The following is a 13,396-nucleotide window of genomic DNA, read 5'->3' as shown; positions in this document are numbered from 1 at the left end:
CAGGGGCGCCAGTCTACTTGGGTGCTTTGTCGGCGCAAAAGCGGGGTGTATCCGACAGAACGACCTGTATTTACGCCAGCAACGCCGGAAGTTCCTTGTTCAGCGCCAGTTTGTCCATCAGCGCCGCGCCGGTGAGGGCATAGCCAAGCAATTGGCCGTCGGCGGCACGGCATAGCACCTTGATGTCGCCGCCCTGGCCTTCGACGGTCCAGTTGCCTTCCGCGCCCCTTGGCGGGGTGGAGACCACGAGCGGGCAGACCGGGGTTTTCACCGTGATCGGCATCGGCCCGTATTTGACCGCCGTCGGGTTGCCCACCAGGGTCTGTGCCAGGGCCTTGGAGCAGCTCATCAACGGCATCACGTACAGAAGGTTCAAGCCATCAACCTCGGCGCAGTCGCCCAGGGCATAGATATTGGCGTGGGACGTTTGCAGGTGGCGGTCCACCACCACGCCCCGGTTGACCACCAGGCCTGCCGCAGCCGCCAGGTCGATACGCGGGCGCAGGCCGATGGCCGATACCACCACATCGCAAGCAATCACCTGGCCATCAGACAGGTGCGCTTCAAGCCCCTCGGGCACCCGTTGCAGGCGATTGAGCACCGGCCCCAGGTGGAAACGCGCGCCAATGCCTTCAAGCCCGGCTTGTACCGCAGCGGCGGCGGCCGGGTGCAGCAGGGTTGGCATCACCTGCTCGCACGGTGCCACCAGTTGCACTTCGTAGCCGCCCAGGATCAGGTCGTTGGCGAACTCGCAGCCAATCAGGCCGGCGCCCAGCACCAGGACGCGGCGCTTGCCGGCCGCTGCGGCGCGAAAGCGCGCGTAGTCTTCCAGGTCGTTGATGGGAAAAATCGACTCGCCGGCGTCGCCCTGCACCGGCACGCGCACGGTTTCCGCGCCCCAGGCCAGGATCAGGTCGCGGTAGGCCACCGCCTCTTCGCCGATCCACAGGCGTTTGTGGCCCGGGTCAATGCCGCTGATGCGCGTATGGGTGCGAACCTCGGCCTTGAGCTGTTCGGCCATGGCGCCGGGTTCGGCCATGCTCAGGCCATCGGCTTCCTTGTTTTTCGCAAAACCGGTGGAGAGCATGGGTTTGGAGTAGGAGCGGCCGTCATCGGCGGTAATCAACAGCAACGGGGTGTCGCTGTCGAGCTTGCGAAACTCCCGTGCCAGGTTATAGCCCGCCAGCCCGGTACCGATGATGACGACAGGTGCGCTCATTGCTTTCTCCTTGTTGTTGGATGAGTGAAATCAGGCGATTTCGATCATTTCAAAATCCGTTTTGCCAACGCCGCAGTCTGGGCACAGCCAATCTGCCGGGACGTCTTCCCAGCGCGTACCGGCGAGGATGCCATCATCCGGCCAGCCGTCCGCTTCGTTATAGATCAGGCCGCAGACCACACATTGCCACTTCTTCATTGCTTACTTCCTCGGTTTCTCAGGCTTTTGCAGGCGCGAACGGTCGATAGACGGTTTGGGATAAGGCTTGGGTTGCCGTTCGGCTCAGGGCGTTTTGTACTGATCGGGATCAACAGATGCAAGCACGTTCGACGCACATACCGCAGCCCACCGGGCAAAATCGCCGGGCAGCATGTTAAGCTCGCCGCCTCATTTGCTGCCAATAATGACCCGCCGTGCCGCATTCAATGCTCGCTGTCTGGCTGCCCCGCAGCCAGTTATCGCCCCTCCCCGCTGCGCAACCCCTCGCCTGGTTGTTCGACGAAGGCTCCCTGACCCGGCGCCTGACGGCGCTCTCCCACGACGCCTTCAGCGTCACCCCGCTATTCGAGGGCTGGCAGGTGCTGCGCGACGACGAGTGCGCCACCCTGCAACTGCCCACCGGCAGCGAAGGCTGGGTGCGCGAGGTGTACCTGCGCGGCCACGGCAAGGCCTGGGTGTTCGCCCGCAGCGTGGCGGCGCGCAGCGCCTTGCAGGATGGCGGCTTGAACATGGACGAGTTGGGCAGCCGCTCGTTGGGCGAGTTGCTGTTCTGCGACCAGGCGTTCCAGCGGCGCGCCATCGAGGTTTGCCACTACCCGCGCCAGTGGCTGCCGGCCGAGTGCCAGGCCAGTGGTTTGTGGGGCCGCCGTTCGCGGTTCGATCGCGGCGCCCTCAGCGTCCTGGTGGCGGAAATCTTCCTGCCGGCCCTCTGGCACGCCGCCTGTGCCACCGAGGAGAACAGCTGATGTACCAACGCCTGCTCAAATCCCTGAACCACCTCAACCCCCGCGCCTGGGACTTTGTCCAGCTCACGCGAATGGACAAGCCCATCGGCATCTACCTGCTGCTATGGCCGACCCTGTGGGCGTTGTGGATCGCCGGCAAGGGCTCGCCGTCCCTGGCCAACATCGTGATTTTCGTGTTGGGCGTGGTGCTGACCCGCGCCGGCGGCTGCGTCATCAACGACTGGGCCGACCGCAAGGTGGACGGCCATGTCAAACGCACCGAACAACGGCCGCTGGCCAGCGGCAAGATCACTTCTAAAGAAGCGCTGGTGTTTTTTGCGGTGCTGATGGCTATCAGCTTCCTGCTAGTGCTGCTGACCAACGCGGCGACGATCTGGCTGTCGTTCGGCGGCCTGGCCCTGGCGGCCAGCTATCCGTTCATGAAGCGCTACACCTATTACCCGCAAGTGGTGCTGGGCGCGGCGTTTTCGTGGGGCATCCCGATGGCGTTCACCGCCGAAACCGGCAGCCTGCCTGCCACCGCGTGGTTGTTGTGGATCGCCAACCTGCTGTGGACCGTGGGCTACGACACCTACTACGCCATGACCGACCGCGACGACGACCTGCGCATCGGGGTCAAATCCACCGCCATTCTGTTCGGCGACGCCGACCGCGCCATTATCCTGACCCTACAAGTGCTGGCCCTGGGTTGCCTGCTGCTGGCCGGTTCGGCTTTTGAGCTGGGCGCCTGGTTCCACGCCGGGTTGCTGGTGGCGCTCGGCTGCTTTGCCTGGGAGTTCTGGTACACCCGCGACCGCGACCGCCTAAAGTGCTTCCGCGCGTTTCTGCATAACCACTGGGCGGGGTTGGCGATTTTCGTCGGGATTGTGCTGGACTACGGGGTGCGTTGAGGGCTGTTGGCGGGGCCGTGTTTTAGATCGCTATCGCGGGCTGGCCCGCTCCCACAGGGGTGGCACTCTTCAGCTGTGGGAGCGGGCGGCGACTCGACCCAAGCTACGGCTTGGCCACTTTCCAGGCGCCGTCCATTTTGCCGTCGCCGGTCTTGTCCCCGGCCTGCTTGTCCATCACGAAGGTGTACAGCGGTTTGCCGCCATAGGCCCATTGCATCGTGCCGTCGTCACGCTTGATCGCCGTCCACTTGCCCATGTCCTTGTCGGTGGCAGCGGCGGCCAGCGGTGGCCAGTTGGTGGCGCACTTGTCGTTACACATGGACTTGCCGTCGGCGTCCTTGGCGAAGGTATAGAGGGTCATACCCTGGTGATCGACCAACACGCCGTCCTGGCTCATCGCCGGGTCGGCAGCCAGCGCCAGGCTCGGGAGAATGAGCGCCGCGGCGGCCAGTAGGGCTTTGCAGGAGTAAGTCATGGAAACCGTCCTTTTGTGGTGGTGAGGATTCGGACTCCAAGCTTAGTTCAGGAACCCCTCCTACGCCGGGGGCCAAAAATACTGTCACACGACTGCAATAATTCCGTTATCTAATGCGGCGCAAGACAGTTAAATGACAAGAGGATTGAGCATGGTTGGCAGGAGCATTCTGATCGTTGACGACGAAGCGCCCATCCGCGAGATGATCGCCGTTGCGTTGGAAATGGCCGGCTACGACTGCCTGGAGGCAGAAAACTCCCAGCAGGCCCATGCCATCATCGTCGACCGCAAGCCCGACCTGATCCTGCTGGATTGGATGCTGCCCGGCACCTCGGGCATCGAGTTGGCCCGGCGCCTCAAGCGCGATGAGCTGACCGGGGATATCCCGATCATCATGCTCACGGCCAAGGGCGAGGAGGACAACAAGATCCAGGGCCTGGAAGTGGGCGCCGACGACTACATCACCAAACCGTTTTCTCCTCGCGAACTGGTGGCACGCCTCAAGGCCGTGCTGCGCCGCGCCGGCCCCACCGATGGCGAAGCGCCGATCGAAGTCGGCGGCCTGCTGCTCGACCCTATCAGCCACCGCGTGACCATCGACGGCAAACCCGCCGAAATGGGCCCTACCGAATACCGCTTGTTGCAATTTTTCATGACCCACCAGGAACGCGCCTACACCCGCGGCCAACTGCTCGACCAGGTGTGGGGCGGCAACGTCTACGTCGAAGAACGCACGGTGGACGTGCATATCCGGCGCCTGCGCAAAGCCCTCGGCGAGGCTTACGAGAACCTGGTGCAAACCGTGCGTGGCACTGGTTATCGCTTTTCGACAAAAGGTTGAAGGCAGTTGCGAGTGGTTAGCGGCCAGCGGCAAGAAAAAGCCGGATCGCTCTAACTTGAAGCTTGCAGCTCAAAACTTGCAGCTGCTTTGAAGGATTCAAAGTGAACCAGAATTGGCATGGCACCCTGATCCGCCACATGCTGCTGTTAACCACCGGTTGCCTGCTGGTGGGGCTGATGAGTGGCTACTACGGCTGGAGCCTGGCCATTGGCCTGGCGGTGTACCTGGGCTGGACTCTCAAGCAGCTCCTGCGCCTGCACGAGTGGCTGCGCCAGCACAAACCCGACGAGCCACCGCCCGATGGCTATGGGCTGTGGGGCGAGGTGTTCGACAGCATCTATCACCTGCAACGCCGCGATCAACGGGTGCGCGGGCGCTTGCAAGCGGTGATCGACCGCGTGCAGGAATCCACCGCCGCCCTCAAGGACGCGGTGGTGATGCTCGACAGCGACGGCAACCTGGAATGGTGGAACCGCGCCGCCGAAACCCTGCTGGGCCTCAAGACCCCACAGGACAGCGGCCAACCCGTGACCAACCTGGTACGTCACCCGCGCTTCAAGGAGTATTTCGAGCAGGACAGCTACGCCGAGCCGCTGGAAATCCCCTCGCCCACCAACGATCGCCTGCGTATCCAGCTCTACATCACCCGCTACGGCAACAACGAACACCTGATGCTGGTGCGCGACGTGACGCGCATCCATCAACTGGAGCAGATGCGCAAAGACTTCATCGCCAACGTCTCCCACGAACTGCGCACGCCGCTGACGGTGATCTGCGGCTACCTGGAAACCCTGCTCGACAACGTCGAGGAGGTGAACCCGCGCTGGGGCCGCGCCTTGCAGCAAATGCAGCAACAGGGCGGGCGCATGCAGACGTTGCTCAACGACTTGCTGCTGCTGGCCAAGCTCGAAGCCACCGATTACCCCTCCGACAACCACCCCGTGGCGGTCGATACCCTGCTGCAATCGATCAAAAACGACGCCCAGGCCTTGTCCGGCCAACGCAACCAACGCATCACACTGGAGGCCGACCCCGGGCTGGCGCTCAAGGGCAGCGAGGCGGAGTTGCGCAGTGCGTTTTCCAACCTGGTGTTCAACGCGGTCAAGTACACCCCCGCCGAGGGCAACATCCGCGTGCGCTGGTGGGGCGACGAGCAAGGCGCGCACCTGAGCGTGCAGGATTCAGGCATCGGCATCGACAACAAGCACCTGCCGCGCCTGACCGAACGTTTCTACCGCGTCGATTCGAGCCGCAACTCCAACACCGGCGGCACCGGGCTGGGGCTGGCCATCGTCAAGCACGTGCTGCTGCGCCACCGCGCGCGCATGGAAATCAGCAGCGTGCCGGGCCACGGCAGCACGTTCACCTGCCATTTCGCCCCGGCGCAGGTCACGCGGGTGTTGCTGGCCGACCCGGACTGAGCGGGTTAAGGCGCCAGCCTCAAGTGGGCGCTGGCTTGCCTGCGATGGCCGCCAGCAAGTCGCCCAGATTGCCCGCAGCACCTAAAGGCCACTAGGCAAGCGCCCTATCAGCCGCTACATTGCCTGACTTGCGCCTGCTCAGCAGGCCCGTAACACCCCCTTTTTGATTAGACGGAACCCGCAAAACTCCATCATGGACCCTTCCCCTGGCTTGACCTTCGCAACACTGTTCGCCGATTTCGGCATGATTCTTTTTGCACTTGTCCTGGTTCTGCTCAACGGCTTCTTCGTTGCGGCCGAGTTCGCCATGGTCAAGTTGCGCTCGACCCGCGTAGAGGCCATCGCCGAGCAGAATGGCTGGCGCGGGCACATCCTGCGCACCGTGCACAGCCAACTCGACGCCTACCTGTCGGCCTGCCAACTGGGTATCACCCTCGCCTCCCTGGGCCTGGGCTGGGTCGGTGAACCGGCGTTCGCCCACATCCTGGAGCCGCTGCTCAGCGCCGTGGGTGTGGAATCGGCTGAAGTGGTCAAAGGCGTGTCGTTCTTTACCGCGTTCTTCATCATTTCGTACCTGCACATCGTGGTCGGCGAGTTGGCGCCCAAGTCCTGGGCGATCCGCAAACCCGAGCTGCTGTCGCTGTGGACTGCCGTGCCGCTGTACCTGTTCTACTGGGCCATGTACCCGGCCATCTACCTGCTCAACGCCAGCGCCAACGCCATTTTGCGCATCGCCGGCCAAGGCGAGCCCGGCCCGCACCACGAACACCACTACAGCCGCGAAGAACTCAAGCTGATCCTGCACTCCAGCCGTGGCCAGGACCCCAGCGACCAAGGCATGCGCGTACTGGCTTCGGCCGTGGAAATGGGTGAACTGGAAGTGGTCGATTGGGCCAACTCCCGCGAAGACCTGGTGAGCATCGAGTTCAACGCGCCGCTCAAGGAAATCCTCGCCCAGTTCCGTCGCCACAAGTTCAGCCGCTACCCGGTGTACGACACTGAGCGCAACGAGTTCGTCGGCCTGCTGCACATCAAGGACCTGCTGCTGGAACTGGCGGCCCTGGACCACATCCCCGAATCGTTCAACCTGGCTGAGCTGACCCGCCCGCTGGAACGCGTCTCGCGGCACCTGCCGCTGTCGCAGTTGCTGGAACAGTTCCGCAAGGGCGGCTCGCACTTCGCCCTGGTCGAAGAAGCCGACGGCAATGTCATCGGCTACCTAACCATGGAAGACGTGCTCGAAGTGCTGGTGGGCGACATCCAGGACGAACACCGCAAGACCGAGCGCGGCATCCTCGCCTACCAACCCGGCAAGCTGCTGGTGCGCGGCGACACGCCGCTGTTCAAGGTCGAACGCCTGCTGGGCATCGACCTGGACCACATCGAAGCCGAAACCCTGGCCGGGTTGGTCTACGAAACCCTCAAGCGGGTGCCGGAAGAGGAAGAAGTGCTGGAAGTCGAAGGGCTGCGCATCATCATCAAAAAGATGAAAGGCCCGAAAATCGTCCTGGCCAAGGTGTTGATGCTCGATTAATCAACGCCCTCACTGCCCGCCCAACGCAAAGTTGGGCAAAGCCCCCAACGGTTGGTTGAACTGGTAGGGGATCGACACCAGCCCCAGCCCGGTATTGCGCTGCACCACAAAATGCAGGTGCGGGCCGCTGCTGTTGCCGGTGTTGCCCGACAGGGCCAGGGCGCTGCCCACCGCCACCCGTTGGCCTTCGCGCACACTCACCGAACCGCGCTTGAGGTGCAGGTACACGCCCATGGTGCCGTCGTCGTGCAGCACCCGCACGAAATTGCCGGCCGGGTCGGTGCCGCGGCCACTCTGGCCGTTCTCGGTTTTCACCACCACCCCGCCACGCGCCGCGATGATCGGCGTGCCTTCGGGCATGGCGATATCGATGGCGTAGCGGCTCTTGGCGCCGAAATGGCTGTAGCTGCCATTGGCGCCCTGGCTCACGCGAAACGGCCCCCCCCGCCAGGGCAACGGGTAGCGATAGGCCTGGGCGACGCCTGAGGGGTCGCCCAGCGAGTAACGCAGCCGTGGGGTGTAGGCCAGCGGCTTACCGGCCCGCGTGGCCGTGAGCAGCGCCAGGCGCTGGTTGCTGCGCGCCGGCAGGATCTGGCGGATGGGCCCCGGCGGCGCGCCGCTGACATTTTTCAACCCGGCAAAGCTCAGCTCGATTTCCACCGGGGCGTACAGGTCATTGCGCACGAACACGCTGTCCACGCCCTTGTGCTGCTTGATATCCAGGCGTACCTGGCGCTCCAGGCGTTCAACCATGCGGTCGCGGAACACGAACGGCTGGGCCCCGCGTGACGGTCGGTCGCTGTAGGAAACCACGCCATTGGCGTCGGTGGACTTGTAGATCGTCATGGCCGCCGCACAAGTGGCGGCCAGGCACAGACCACAGAAAACAAGCACGCGCGCGAACATGGGACGACGCTCTGTCAGAAAAGACGTGAAAGCAGCCTAGCAGCTGCAATCCATCAGCGTAGGGGGCCAATGTTGCAAGTTCAGGACGCCGGCGCGGCGGCGTTCAATTGCAGTACCGGGTAAGCCGCGCCCGTGTCCACCCAGCGAAAGCTGCCGGGCGCGGGCCGTAGGGTTTCCCAGTGCTCGGCACTCCATTGCAGGGCCAGCCAGGGTTGGCCGTATTCGTCCAGGTGATCGACTTTCCACACCAGCCCCGAGCCCAGCAGCAGTTGATAGCAGCGCCGTTCTTCGTCCGTGGCGTCGTCGGCCACCTGGGTGAGTTGGATGCCCTGGGTCAGCCACACTAGCCGCCCGCCCTCGACAAAGCCTTGGCTCACGCCCTCGCACAGTTCGCAGATCATCGCTGGCATCTCCTCAACGCAAAGGCTCGATGATGGCGCGAACCAGGCACGCTGCAAAAGCCCCAAGGGATGTCTGTCCATGTAGCAAGCGGGTTCGCCCGCTTGCTACGGGGTCAGGCGCCGGGGACGAAGTGCTTTTGCGCCGTGCCGCGGGCAATGAGGCGGGAGATGTAGTCGAGTTTCTGCGCATCTTGGTCGACGAAGCGGAAGGTCAGTTGCAGCCATTCGCTGTCGGGCTTGGGCTCGTGGGCGACAACCGCGTGCAGGTAGCCGTTGAGGCGGGCGATTTCAGCGTTTTCGCCCTGCTCCAGGTCGAGCACGGCGCTGTCGAGGATCTGCGGCAGGGTGTCGGTGCGTTTAACCACCAACAGTGCTTCCTTGATGCTCAAGGCCTTAATCACGCAGGTTTGGGTGCCGCTGGGCAGGCGCAACTGGCCCTGGCCACGACCGCCAGTGACACTCGGCGCAGCGGACTTGACCGGCGGGCTGTTGAGCAGGCCCTTGGACGGCACCACCGGTGCGGAAGGCTTGACCACTTCGGCCTTGCCGCCGGTCAGGGCGCTGAGGGAGTCGTTGCCGAACGCCGAGTTCATCTTGGTTGGCGCGCTGTTCATCAAGGTGTCGAGCTTGCCGACCTTGTTCAGCGCCTGCTTGACCTTGGTCAGCAGTTGTTCGTTGGTGAAGGGTTTGCTCACATAACCGGAGACCCCAGCCTGGATCGCCTGGACAACGTTTTCCTTGTCGCCACGGCTGGTGACCATCACGAACGGCATGCCCTTGAGCTGTTCTTGGCCACGGCACCAGGTCAGCAGTTCCAGGCCCGACATTTCCGGCATTTCCCAGTCGCACAGCACCAGGTCGAACGACTCGCGGGCCAGGATGGCCTGGGCCTTCTTGCCGTTCACCGCGTCTTCGATCTTGATGCCCGGGAAGTAGTTGCGCAGGCACTTCTTCACCAAGTCACGAATGAACGAAGCGTCGTCCACCACCAACACACTGACCTTACTCATCGACCACCCCTTTTAAAATCCCGGCAAGCATAACGCTGGCTGATGGCAATTCGCCAAAACTCTTCAGTCACGCCGGGACTTTTTTCGTTCGCGGGTGCTATGAATTCAAAAACCGCAAACAAAAACGCCCGGCCAGAGGGCCGGGCGCTTTTACTGGGCAACCTTACTTATCGTCAGCTTTGCCCGGAACATTAGCCTTTTCAGCGCTGGTGCCTTCAACTTCTTCCTTCATACGCGCCAGGCCCAAATGGCGCACGTCGGTGCCGCGCACCAGGTAGATCACCAACTCGGAAATATTGCGCGCGTGGTCGCCAATGCGCTCCAGCGAACGCAACACCCAGATGATGCTCAGTACCCGGGAGATGGAGCGCGGGTCTTCCATCATGTAGGTGGCCAACTCGCGCAGGGCGGTCTTGTATTCGCGGTCGATGATCTTGTCGTACTGGGCCACCGACAGGGCCAGTTCAGCGTCGAAGCGGGCGAAGGCGTCCAGGGCATCGCGCACCATGTTACGTACCTGGTCACCGATGTGACGCACTTCGACGTAGCCACGTGGCGCTTCGCCTTCTTCGCACAACTGGATGGCACGGCGGGCGATCTTGGTGGCTTCGTCGCCGATACGCTCCAGGTCGATCACCGATTTGGAGATGCTGATAATCAGCCGCAGGTCCGACGCCGCCGGTTGGCGACGGGCGAGGATGCGCAGGCACTCTTCGTCGATGTTGCGTTCCATCTGGTTGATCTGGTCGTCGATCTCGCGCACCTGCTGGGCCAGGCCGGAATCCGCCTCGATCAGCGCCGTCACGGCGTCATTGACCTGCTTTTCCACCAACCCGCCCATGGCCAGGAGGTGGCTGCGCACTTCCTCCAGTTCAGCGTTGAACTGGGCGGAAATGTGATGGGTTAAACCTTCCTTCGAAATCATGGTTTTGCTCCGCAAAAGCTGTAAGTCACAAGCTACAAGCTGCAAGTTGATCGGTGGCGCTGCGTTGAACCGCGCTTACTGGCCGCTTAAAGCTTGCGGCCCGTAGCTGCCCCCCAACTAGCCATAGCGACCGGTGATGTAGTCTTCGGTCTGTTTTTTCGCCGGGTTGGTGAACAGGGTGTCGGTATCGCCGAATTCCACCAGTTTGCCCATGTACATGAACGCGGTGTAGTCGGACACCCGCGCCGCTTGCTGCATGTTGTGGGTAACGATGACGATGGTGAACTTGGATTTGAGCTCGTAGATCAGTTCTTCGACTTTCAGGGTCGAGATCGGGTCGAGTGCCGAGCAGGGTTCGTCGAGCAGCAGCACTTCCGGTTCCACCGCGATGGTGCGGGCGATCACCAAGCGTTGCTGCTGGCCGCCGGACAGGCCCAGGGCCGATTCGTGCAAACGGTCCTTGACCTCATCCCACAGCGCCGCGCCCTTGAGCGCCCATTCCACGGCTTCGTCGAGCACGCGTTTTTTATTGATGCCCTGGATGCGCAAGCCGTAGACCACGTTTTCGTAGATGGTCTTGGGGAACGGGTTGGGCTTTTGGAACACCATACCGACGCGGCGACGCAGTTCGGCCACGTCTTCGCCCTTGCGGTAGATGTTGTTGCCGTACAGGTTGATGGCGCCCTCGACGCGGCAGCCGTCCACCAAATCGTTCATGCGGTTGAAGGTGCGCAGCAACGTGGATTTGCCGCAGCCGGACGGGCCGATAAACGCCGTCACGCGCTGCTTGGGAATGTTCATGCTGACGTCGAACAGCGCCTGTTTTTCGCCGTAGAACAGGCTCAGGCCGGGCACTTCAATGGCCACGGTTTCCTGGTCCAGGTTCAGGCTCTGCTTGTCGCGGCCCAGGGCCGACATGTTGATGCCGTGGCTGTGTGTTTCGTGTTGCATGGTCGCACTCCGTTTGTAGCTGCAAGCTTCTAGCTGCAAGCCGCAAGATTTGAGCAAAGGCGGCTTGTAGCTGGCCGCTTGTGACTAAACGTACGTTTTAGCTGCAAGTTTTTAGCTGCAAGCTACAAGGTTTGAGCAAAAGCGGCTTGTAGCTTGCCGCTTGCCGCTAACAGCTTCAGCTGTCCAACGCTTTGTATTTTTCGCGCAGGTGGTTACGGATCCACACCGCTGACAGGTTAAGTGTGGCAATCACCAGTACCAGCAACAGCGCCGTGGCGTACACCAGCGGCCGCGCGGCCTCGACGTTGGGGCTCTGGAAGCCGACGTCATAGATGTGGAAGCCCAGGTGCATGATCTTCTGGTCCAAGTGCAGGTACGGGTAGTTGCCGTCCAGGGGCAGCGACGGCGCCAACTTGACCACGCCCACCAGCATCAGCGGCGCCACTTCGCCCGCGGCGCGGGCCACGGCGAGGATCATGCCGGTCATCATCGCCGGGCTGGCCATGGGCAGCACGATCTTCCACAGGGTCTCGGCCTTGGTCGCGCCGAGGGCCAGGGAGCCTTCGCGCACGGTGCGCGGGATGCGCGCCAGGCCTTCTTCGGTGGCCACGATCACCACCGGCACCGCCAGCAGCGCCAGGGTCAGGGACGCCCAGAGCAGGCCCGGGGTGCCGAAGGTCGGTGCTGGCAAGGCTTCGGGGAAGAACAAACGGTCCACCGAGCCACCCAGCACATAGACGAAGAAGCCCAGGCCGAATACCCCGTAGACGATGGCCGGGACGCCCGCCAGGTTGTTCACCGCAATGCGGATCAACCGGGTCATGGTGCCCTGGCGGGCATATTCACGCAGGTACACCGCCGCCAGCACGCCGAACGGGGTGACGATCATGGCCATGATGAGGGTCATCATCACGGTGCCGAAAATCGCCGGGAAGATCCCGCCTTCGGTGTTGGCTTCACGGGGGTCGTCGCTGAGGAACTCCCAGACCTTGCTGAAGTAGAAGCCAATTTTGGTGAAGGTGCCCATGGCGTTCGGCTGGTAGGCGTGCACCACTTTGCCGATGTCGATCTCGATTTCTTTGCCGTTGGCGTCGCGGGCGGTGAGGCTGTCGCGGTTGAACTGGGCGTGCAGGTCGGCCAGTTGTGCCTCGATGGCCTGGTAGCGGTTGTTCAGTTCGGCGCGGTCGGCGTCCATATCAGCCTGGGCGGCGGCGTCGAGGGTGCCGGCCAGTTCCAGTTTGCGGCCGTGCAGGCGCACCCGCTCAAGGCCGGCGTTGATGGCGCCGATATCGGATTTTTCCAGGGTCTTGAGCTGGGCGGCCAGGTTGCTCACGCGCTCGATGCGTGCTTGCAGTTCGGGCCAGGCTGCTTCGCCTTCGGCTACCACCTTGCCGGCCTCCTTGACGTTGACCAGGTAGCCATAGAAGTTGCCCCACTCGCGGCGCTCCAGCGCCATCAGCTCGCGCGGGGTGGTCTGGTTGGTCAGCCAATCGCCGACGATCCAGGTGAAGTCCGTGCCGTTGATGTCGCGGTTGCCGACTTTAATCAGCTCGCGGGTCATGAATTCCGGGCCGTCATCGGGCACCGGCAGGCCGGCGCTCTTGAGACGGGCGCGTGGCACTTCTTCCTTCTGCACCACTTCACCGACGATCAGGTGATTGGCCTGGCCCGGTACGTCGTAGTTGGCGTGGACCAGGTCGGCCGGCCAAAAATGGCCCAGGCCGCGCACCGCGATGACCGCCAGCAGGCCGATGGTCATGATGACCGCGATGGAAACCGCGCCACCGCTGATCCAGACGCCTGGGGCGCCGCTCTTGAACCAACCTTTCAGGGAGTTCTGTTTCACAGACTTCTACCT

At 62.8% G+C, this 13,396-nt stretch carries 14 protein-coding genes; 5 read left to right on the top strand and 9 right to left on the bottom strand.

Translation table 11 applies throughout. The features are described from left to right. Nucleotides 1-70: 70 nt before the first annotated feature. Nucleotides 71-1,219 carry an NAD(P)/FAD-dependent oxidoreductase gene (locus CKW13_RS11170; protein WP_095108665.1) on the bottom strand — a complete coding sequence of 383 codons (1,149 nt, stop codon included), beginning with the start codon at nucleotides 1,217-1,219 and terminating at the stop codon, nucleotides 71-73. Between the two features lie 30 nt (nucleotides 1,220-1,249). Then, the gene (locus CKW13_RS11165; RefSeq protein WP_095108664.1) at nucleotides 1,250-1,417 is read right to left on the bottom strand and encodes a rubredoxin; all 168 of its coding nucleotides are present in this window, start codon (nucleotides 1,415-1,417) and stop codon (nucleotides 1,250-1,252) included. Between the two features lie 215 nt (nucleotides 1,418-1,632). Here CKW13_RS11165 and CKW13_RS11160 point away from each other — a divergent pair, with 215 nt between their 5' ends. Together CKW13_RS11160 and ubiA are read left to right on the top strand one after the other, a co-directional pair. Continuing rightward, nucleotides 1,633-2,184, top strand: a complete 552-nt coding sequence (locus tag CKW13_RS11160; RefSeq protein WP_095108663.1) for a chorismate lyase — start codon at nucleotides 1,633-1,635, stop codon at nucleotides 2,182-2,184. After that, entirely contained in the window at nucleotides 2,184-3,074 is an 891-nt protein-coding gene (gene ubiA, locus CKW13_RS11155; protein ID WP_095108662.1) for a 4-hydroxybenzoate octaprenyltransferase, read from the top strand. Before CKW13_RS11160 ends, ubiA begins: the two co-directional genes overlap by 1 nt. A 103-nt stretch (nucleotides 3,075-3,177) precedes the next feature. Here the strand turns inward: ubiA and CKW13_RS11150 are convergent, their stop codons facing one another. After that, entirely contained in the window at nucleotides 3,178-3,549 is a 372-nt protein-coding gene (locus tag CKW13_RS11150; RefSeq protein WP_095108661.1) for a hypothetical protein, read from the bottom strand. Between the two features lie 151 nt (nucleotides 3,550-3,700). On the opposite strand from CKW13_RS11150, the gene phoB reads away from it, so the two are divergent. The 3 genes from phoB to CKW13_RS11135 all read left to right on the top strand — a co-directional run bounded on the left by phoB (nucleotide 3,701) and on the right by CKW13_RS11135 (nucleotide 7,345). Then, nucleotides 3,701-4,390: a phosphate regulon transcriptional regulator PhoB gene (gene phoB, locus CKW13_RS11145; RefSeq protein ID WP_095108660.1), complete on the top strand. Its 690-nt coding sequence runs from the start codon at nucleotides 3,701-3,703 to the stop codon at nucleotides 4,388-4,390. 137 nt (nucleotides 4,391-4,527) lie between these two features. Continuing rightward, the gene (gene phoR, locus CKW13_RS11140) at nucleotides 4,528-5,811 is read left to right on the top strand and encodes a phosphate regulon sensor histidine kinase PhoR (protein WP_256576582.1); all 1,284 of its coding nucleotides are present in this window, start codon (nucleotides 4,528-4,530) and stop codon (nucleotides 5,809-5,811) included. A 193-nt stretch (nucleotides 5,812-6,004) separates the two neighbouring features. Beyond that, nucleotides 6,005-7,345, top strand: a complete 1,341-nt coding sequence (locus tag CKW13_RS11135) for a hemolysin family protein (protein ID WP_095108658.1) — start codon at nucleotides 6,005-6,007, stop codon at nucleotides 7,343-7,345. 9 nt (nucleotides 7,346-7,354) lie between these two features. Here the strand turns inward: CKW13_RS11135 and CKW13_RS11130 are convergent, their stop codons facing one another. The 6 genes from CKW13_RS11130 to pstA all read right to left on the bottom strand — a co-directional run bounded on the left by CKW13_RS11130 (nucleotide 7,355) and on the right by pstA (nucleotide 13,384). Continuing rightward, complete coding sequence (locus CKW13_RS11130; RefSeq protein ID WP_095108657.1) at nucleotides 7,355-8,251, bottom strand: peptidoglycan DD-metalloendopeptidase family protein; 897 nt, start codon at nucleotides 8,249-8,251, stop codon at nucleotides 7,355-7,357. Nucleotides 8,252-8,331: 80 nt separating this feature from the next. After that, nucleotides 8,332-8,652, bottom strand: a complete 321-nt coding sequence (locus CKW13_RS11125) for a hypothetical protein (protein ID WP_095108656.1) — start codon at nucleotides 8,650-8,652, stop codon at nucleotides 8,332-8,334. A 113-nt stretch (nucleotides 8,653-8,765) separates the two neighbouring features. Then, nucleotides 8,766-9,662: a response regulator gene (locus tag CKW13_RS11120; RefSeq protein ID WP_095108655.1), complete on the bottom strand. Its 897-nt coding sequence runs from the start codon at nucleotides 9,660-9,662 to the stop codon at nucleotides 8,766-8,768. Between the two features lie 163 nt (nucleotides 9,663-9,825). Then, complete coding sequence (gene phoU / locus CKW13_RS11115; RefSeq protein ID WP_095108654.1) at nucleotides 9,826-10,587, bottom strand: phosphate signaling complex protein PhoU; 762 nt, start codon at nucleotides 10,585-10,587, stop codon at nucleotides 9,826-9,828. 117 nt (nucleotides 10,588-10,704) lie between these two features. Beyond that, nucleotides 10,705-11,538 carry a phosphate ABC transporter ATP-binding protein PstB gene (gene pstB / locus CKW13_RS11110; protein ID WP_095108653.1) on the bottom strand — a complete coding sequence of 278 codons (834 nt, stop codon included), beginning with the start codon at nucleotides 11,536-11,538 and terminating at the stop codon, nucleotides 10,705-10,707. A gap of 175 nt (nucleotides 11,539-11,713) precedes the next feature. Further along, the gene (gene pstA / locus CKW13_RS11105) at nucleotides 11,714-13,384 is read right to left on the bottom strand and encodes a phosphate ABC transporter permease PstA (RefSeq protein WP_095108652.1); all 1,671 of its coding nucleotides are present in this window, start codon (nucleotides 13,382-13,384) and stop codon (nucleotides 11,714-11,716) included. Nucleotides 13,385-13,396: the final 12 nt, after the last annotated feature.

Origin of the sequence: Pseudomonas sp. Irchel 3E20, from assembly GCF_900187645.1 — a bacterium.
GTDB lineage: Bacteria > Pseudomonadota > Gammaproteobacteria > Pseudomonadales > Pseudomonadaceae > Aquipseudomonas.
Note: the sequence above shows the minus strand (reverse complement) of the source record. Positions and strands in the feature narration are given on the sequence as shown.

Excerpts from the sequence above, each read along its gene's own strand:
- ubiA (WP_095108662.1), top strand. The coding sequence starts at position 2,184 with ATGTACCAACGCCTGCTCAAATCCCTGAACCACCTCAACCCCCGCGCC.
- phoU (WP_095108654.1), bottom strand. The coding sequence starts at position 10,587 with ATGATTTCGAAGGAAGGTTTAACCCATCACATTTCCGCCCAGTTCAAC.
- pstB (WP_095108653.1), bottom strand. The coding sequence starts at position 11,538 with ATGCAACACGAAACACACAGCCACGGCATCAACATGTCGGCCCTGGGC.
- CKW13_RS11170 (WP_095108665.1), bottom strand. The coding sequence starts at position 1,219 with ATGAGCGCACCTGTCGTCATCATCGGTACCGGGCTGGCGGGCTATAAC.
- CKW13_RS11130 (WP_095108657.1), bottom strand. The coding sequence starts at position 8,251 with ATGTTCGCGCGCGTGCTTGTTTTCTGTGGTCTGTGCCTGGCCGCCACT.
- CKW13_RS11125 (WP_095108656.1), bottom strand. The coding sequence starts at position 8,652 with ATGATCTGCGAACTGTGCGAGGGCGTGAGCCAAGGCTTTGTCGAGGGC.
- CKW13_RS11150 (WP_095108661.1), bottom strand. The coding sequence starts at position 3,549 with ATGACTTACTCCTGCAAAGCCCTACTGGCCGCCGCGGCGCTCATTCTC.
- CKW13_RS11165 (WP_095108664.1), bottom strand. The coding sequence starts at position 1,417 with ATGAAGAAGTGGCAATGTGTGGTCTGCGGCCTGATCTATAACGAAGCG.
- phoR (WP_256576582.1), top strand. The coding sequence starts at position 4,528 with ATGCTGCTGTTAACCACCGGTTGCCTGCTGGTGGGGCTGATGAGTGGC.
- phoB (WP_095108660.1), top strand. The coding sequence starts at position 3,701 with ATGGTTGGCAGGAGCATTCTGATCGTTGACGACGAAGCGCCCATCCGC.
- CKW13_RS11135 (WP_095108658.1), top strand. The coding sequence starts at position 6,005 with ATGGACCCTTCCCCTGGCTTGACCTTCGCAACACTGTTCGCCGATTTC.
- CKW13_RS11120 (WP_095108655.1), bottom strand. The coding sequence starts at position 9,662 with ATGAGTAAGGTCAGTGTGTTGGTGGTGGACGACGCTTCGTTCATTCGT.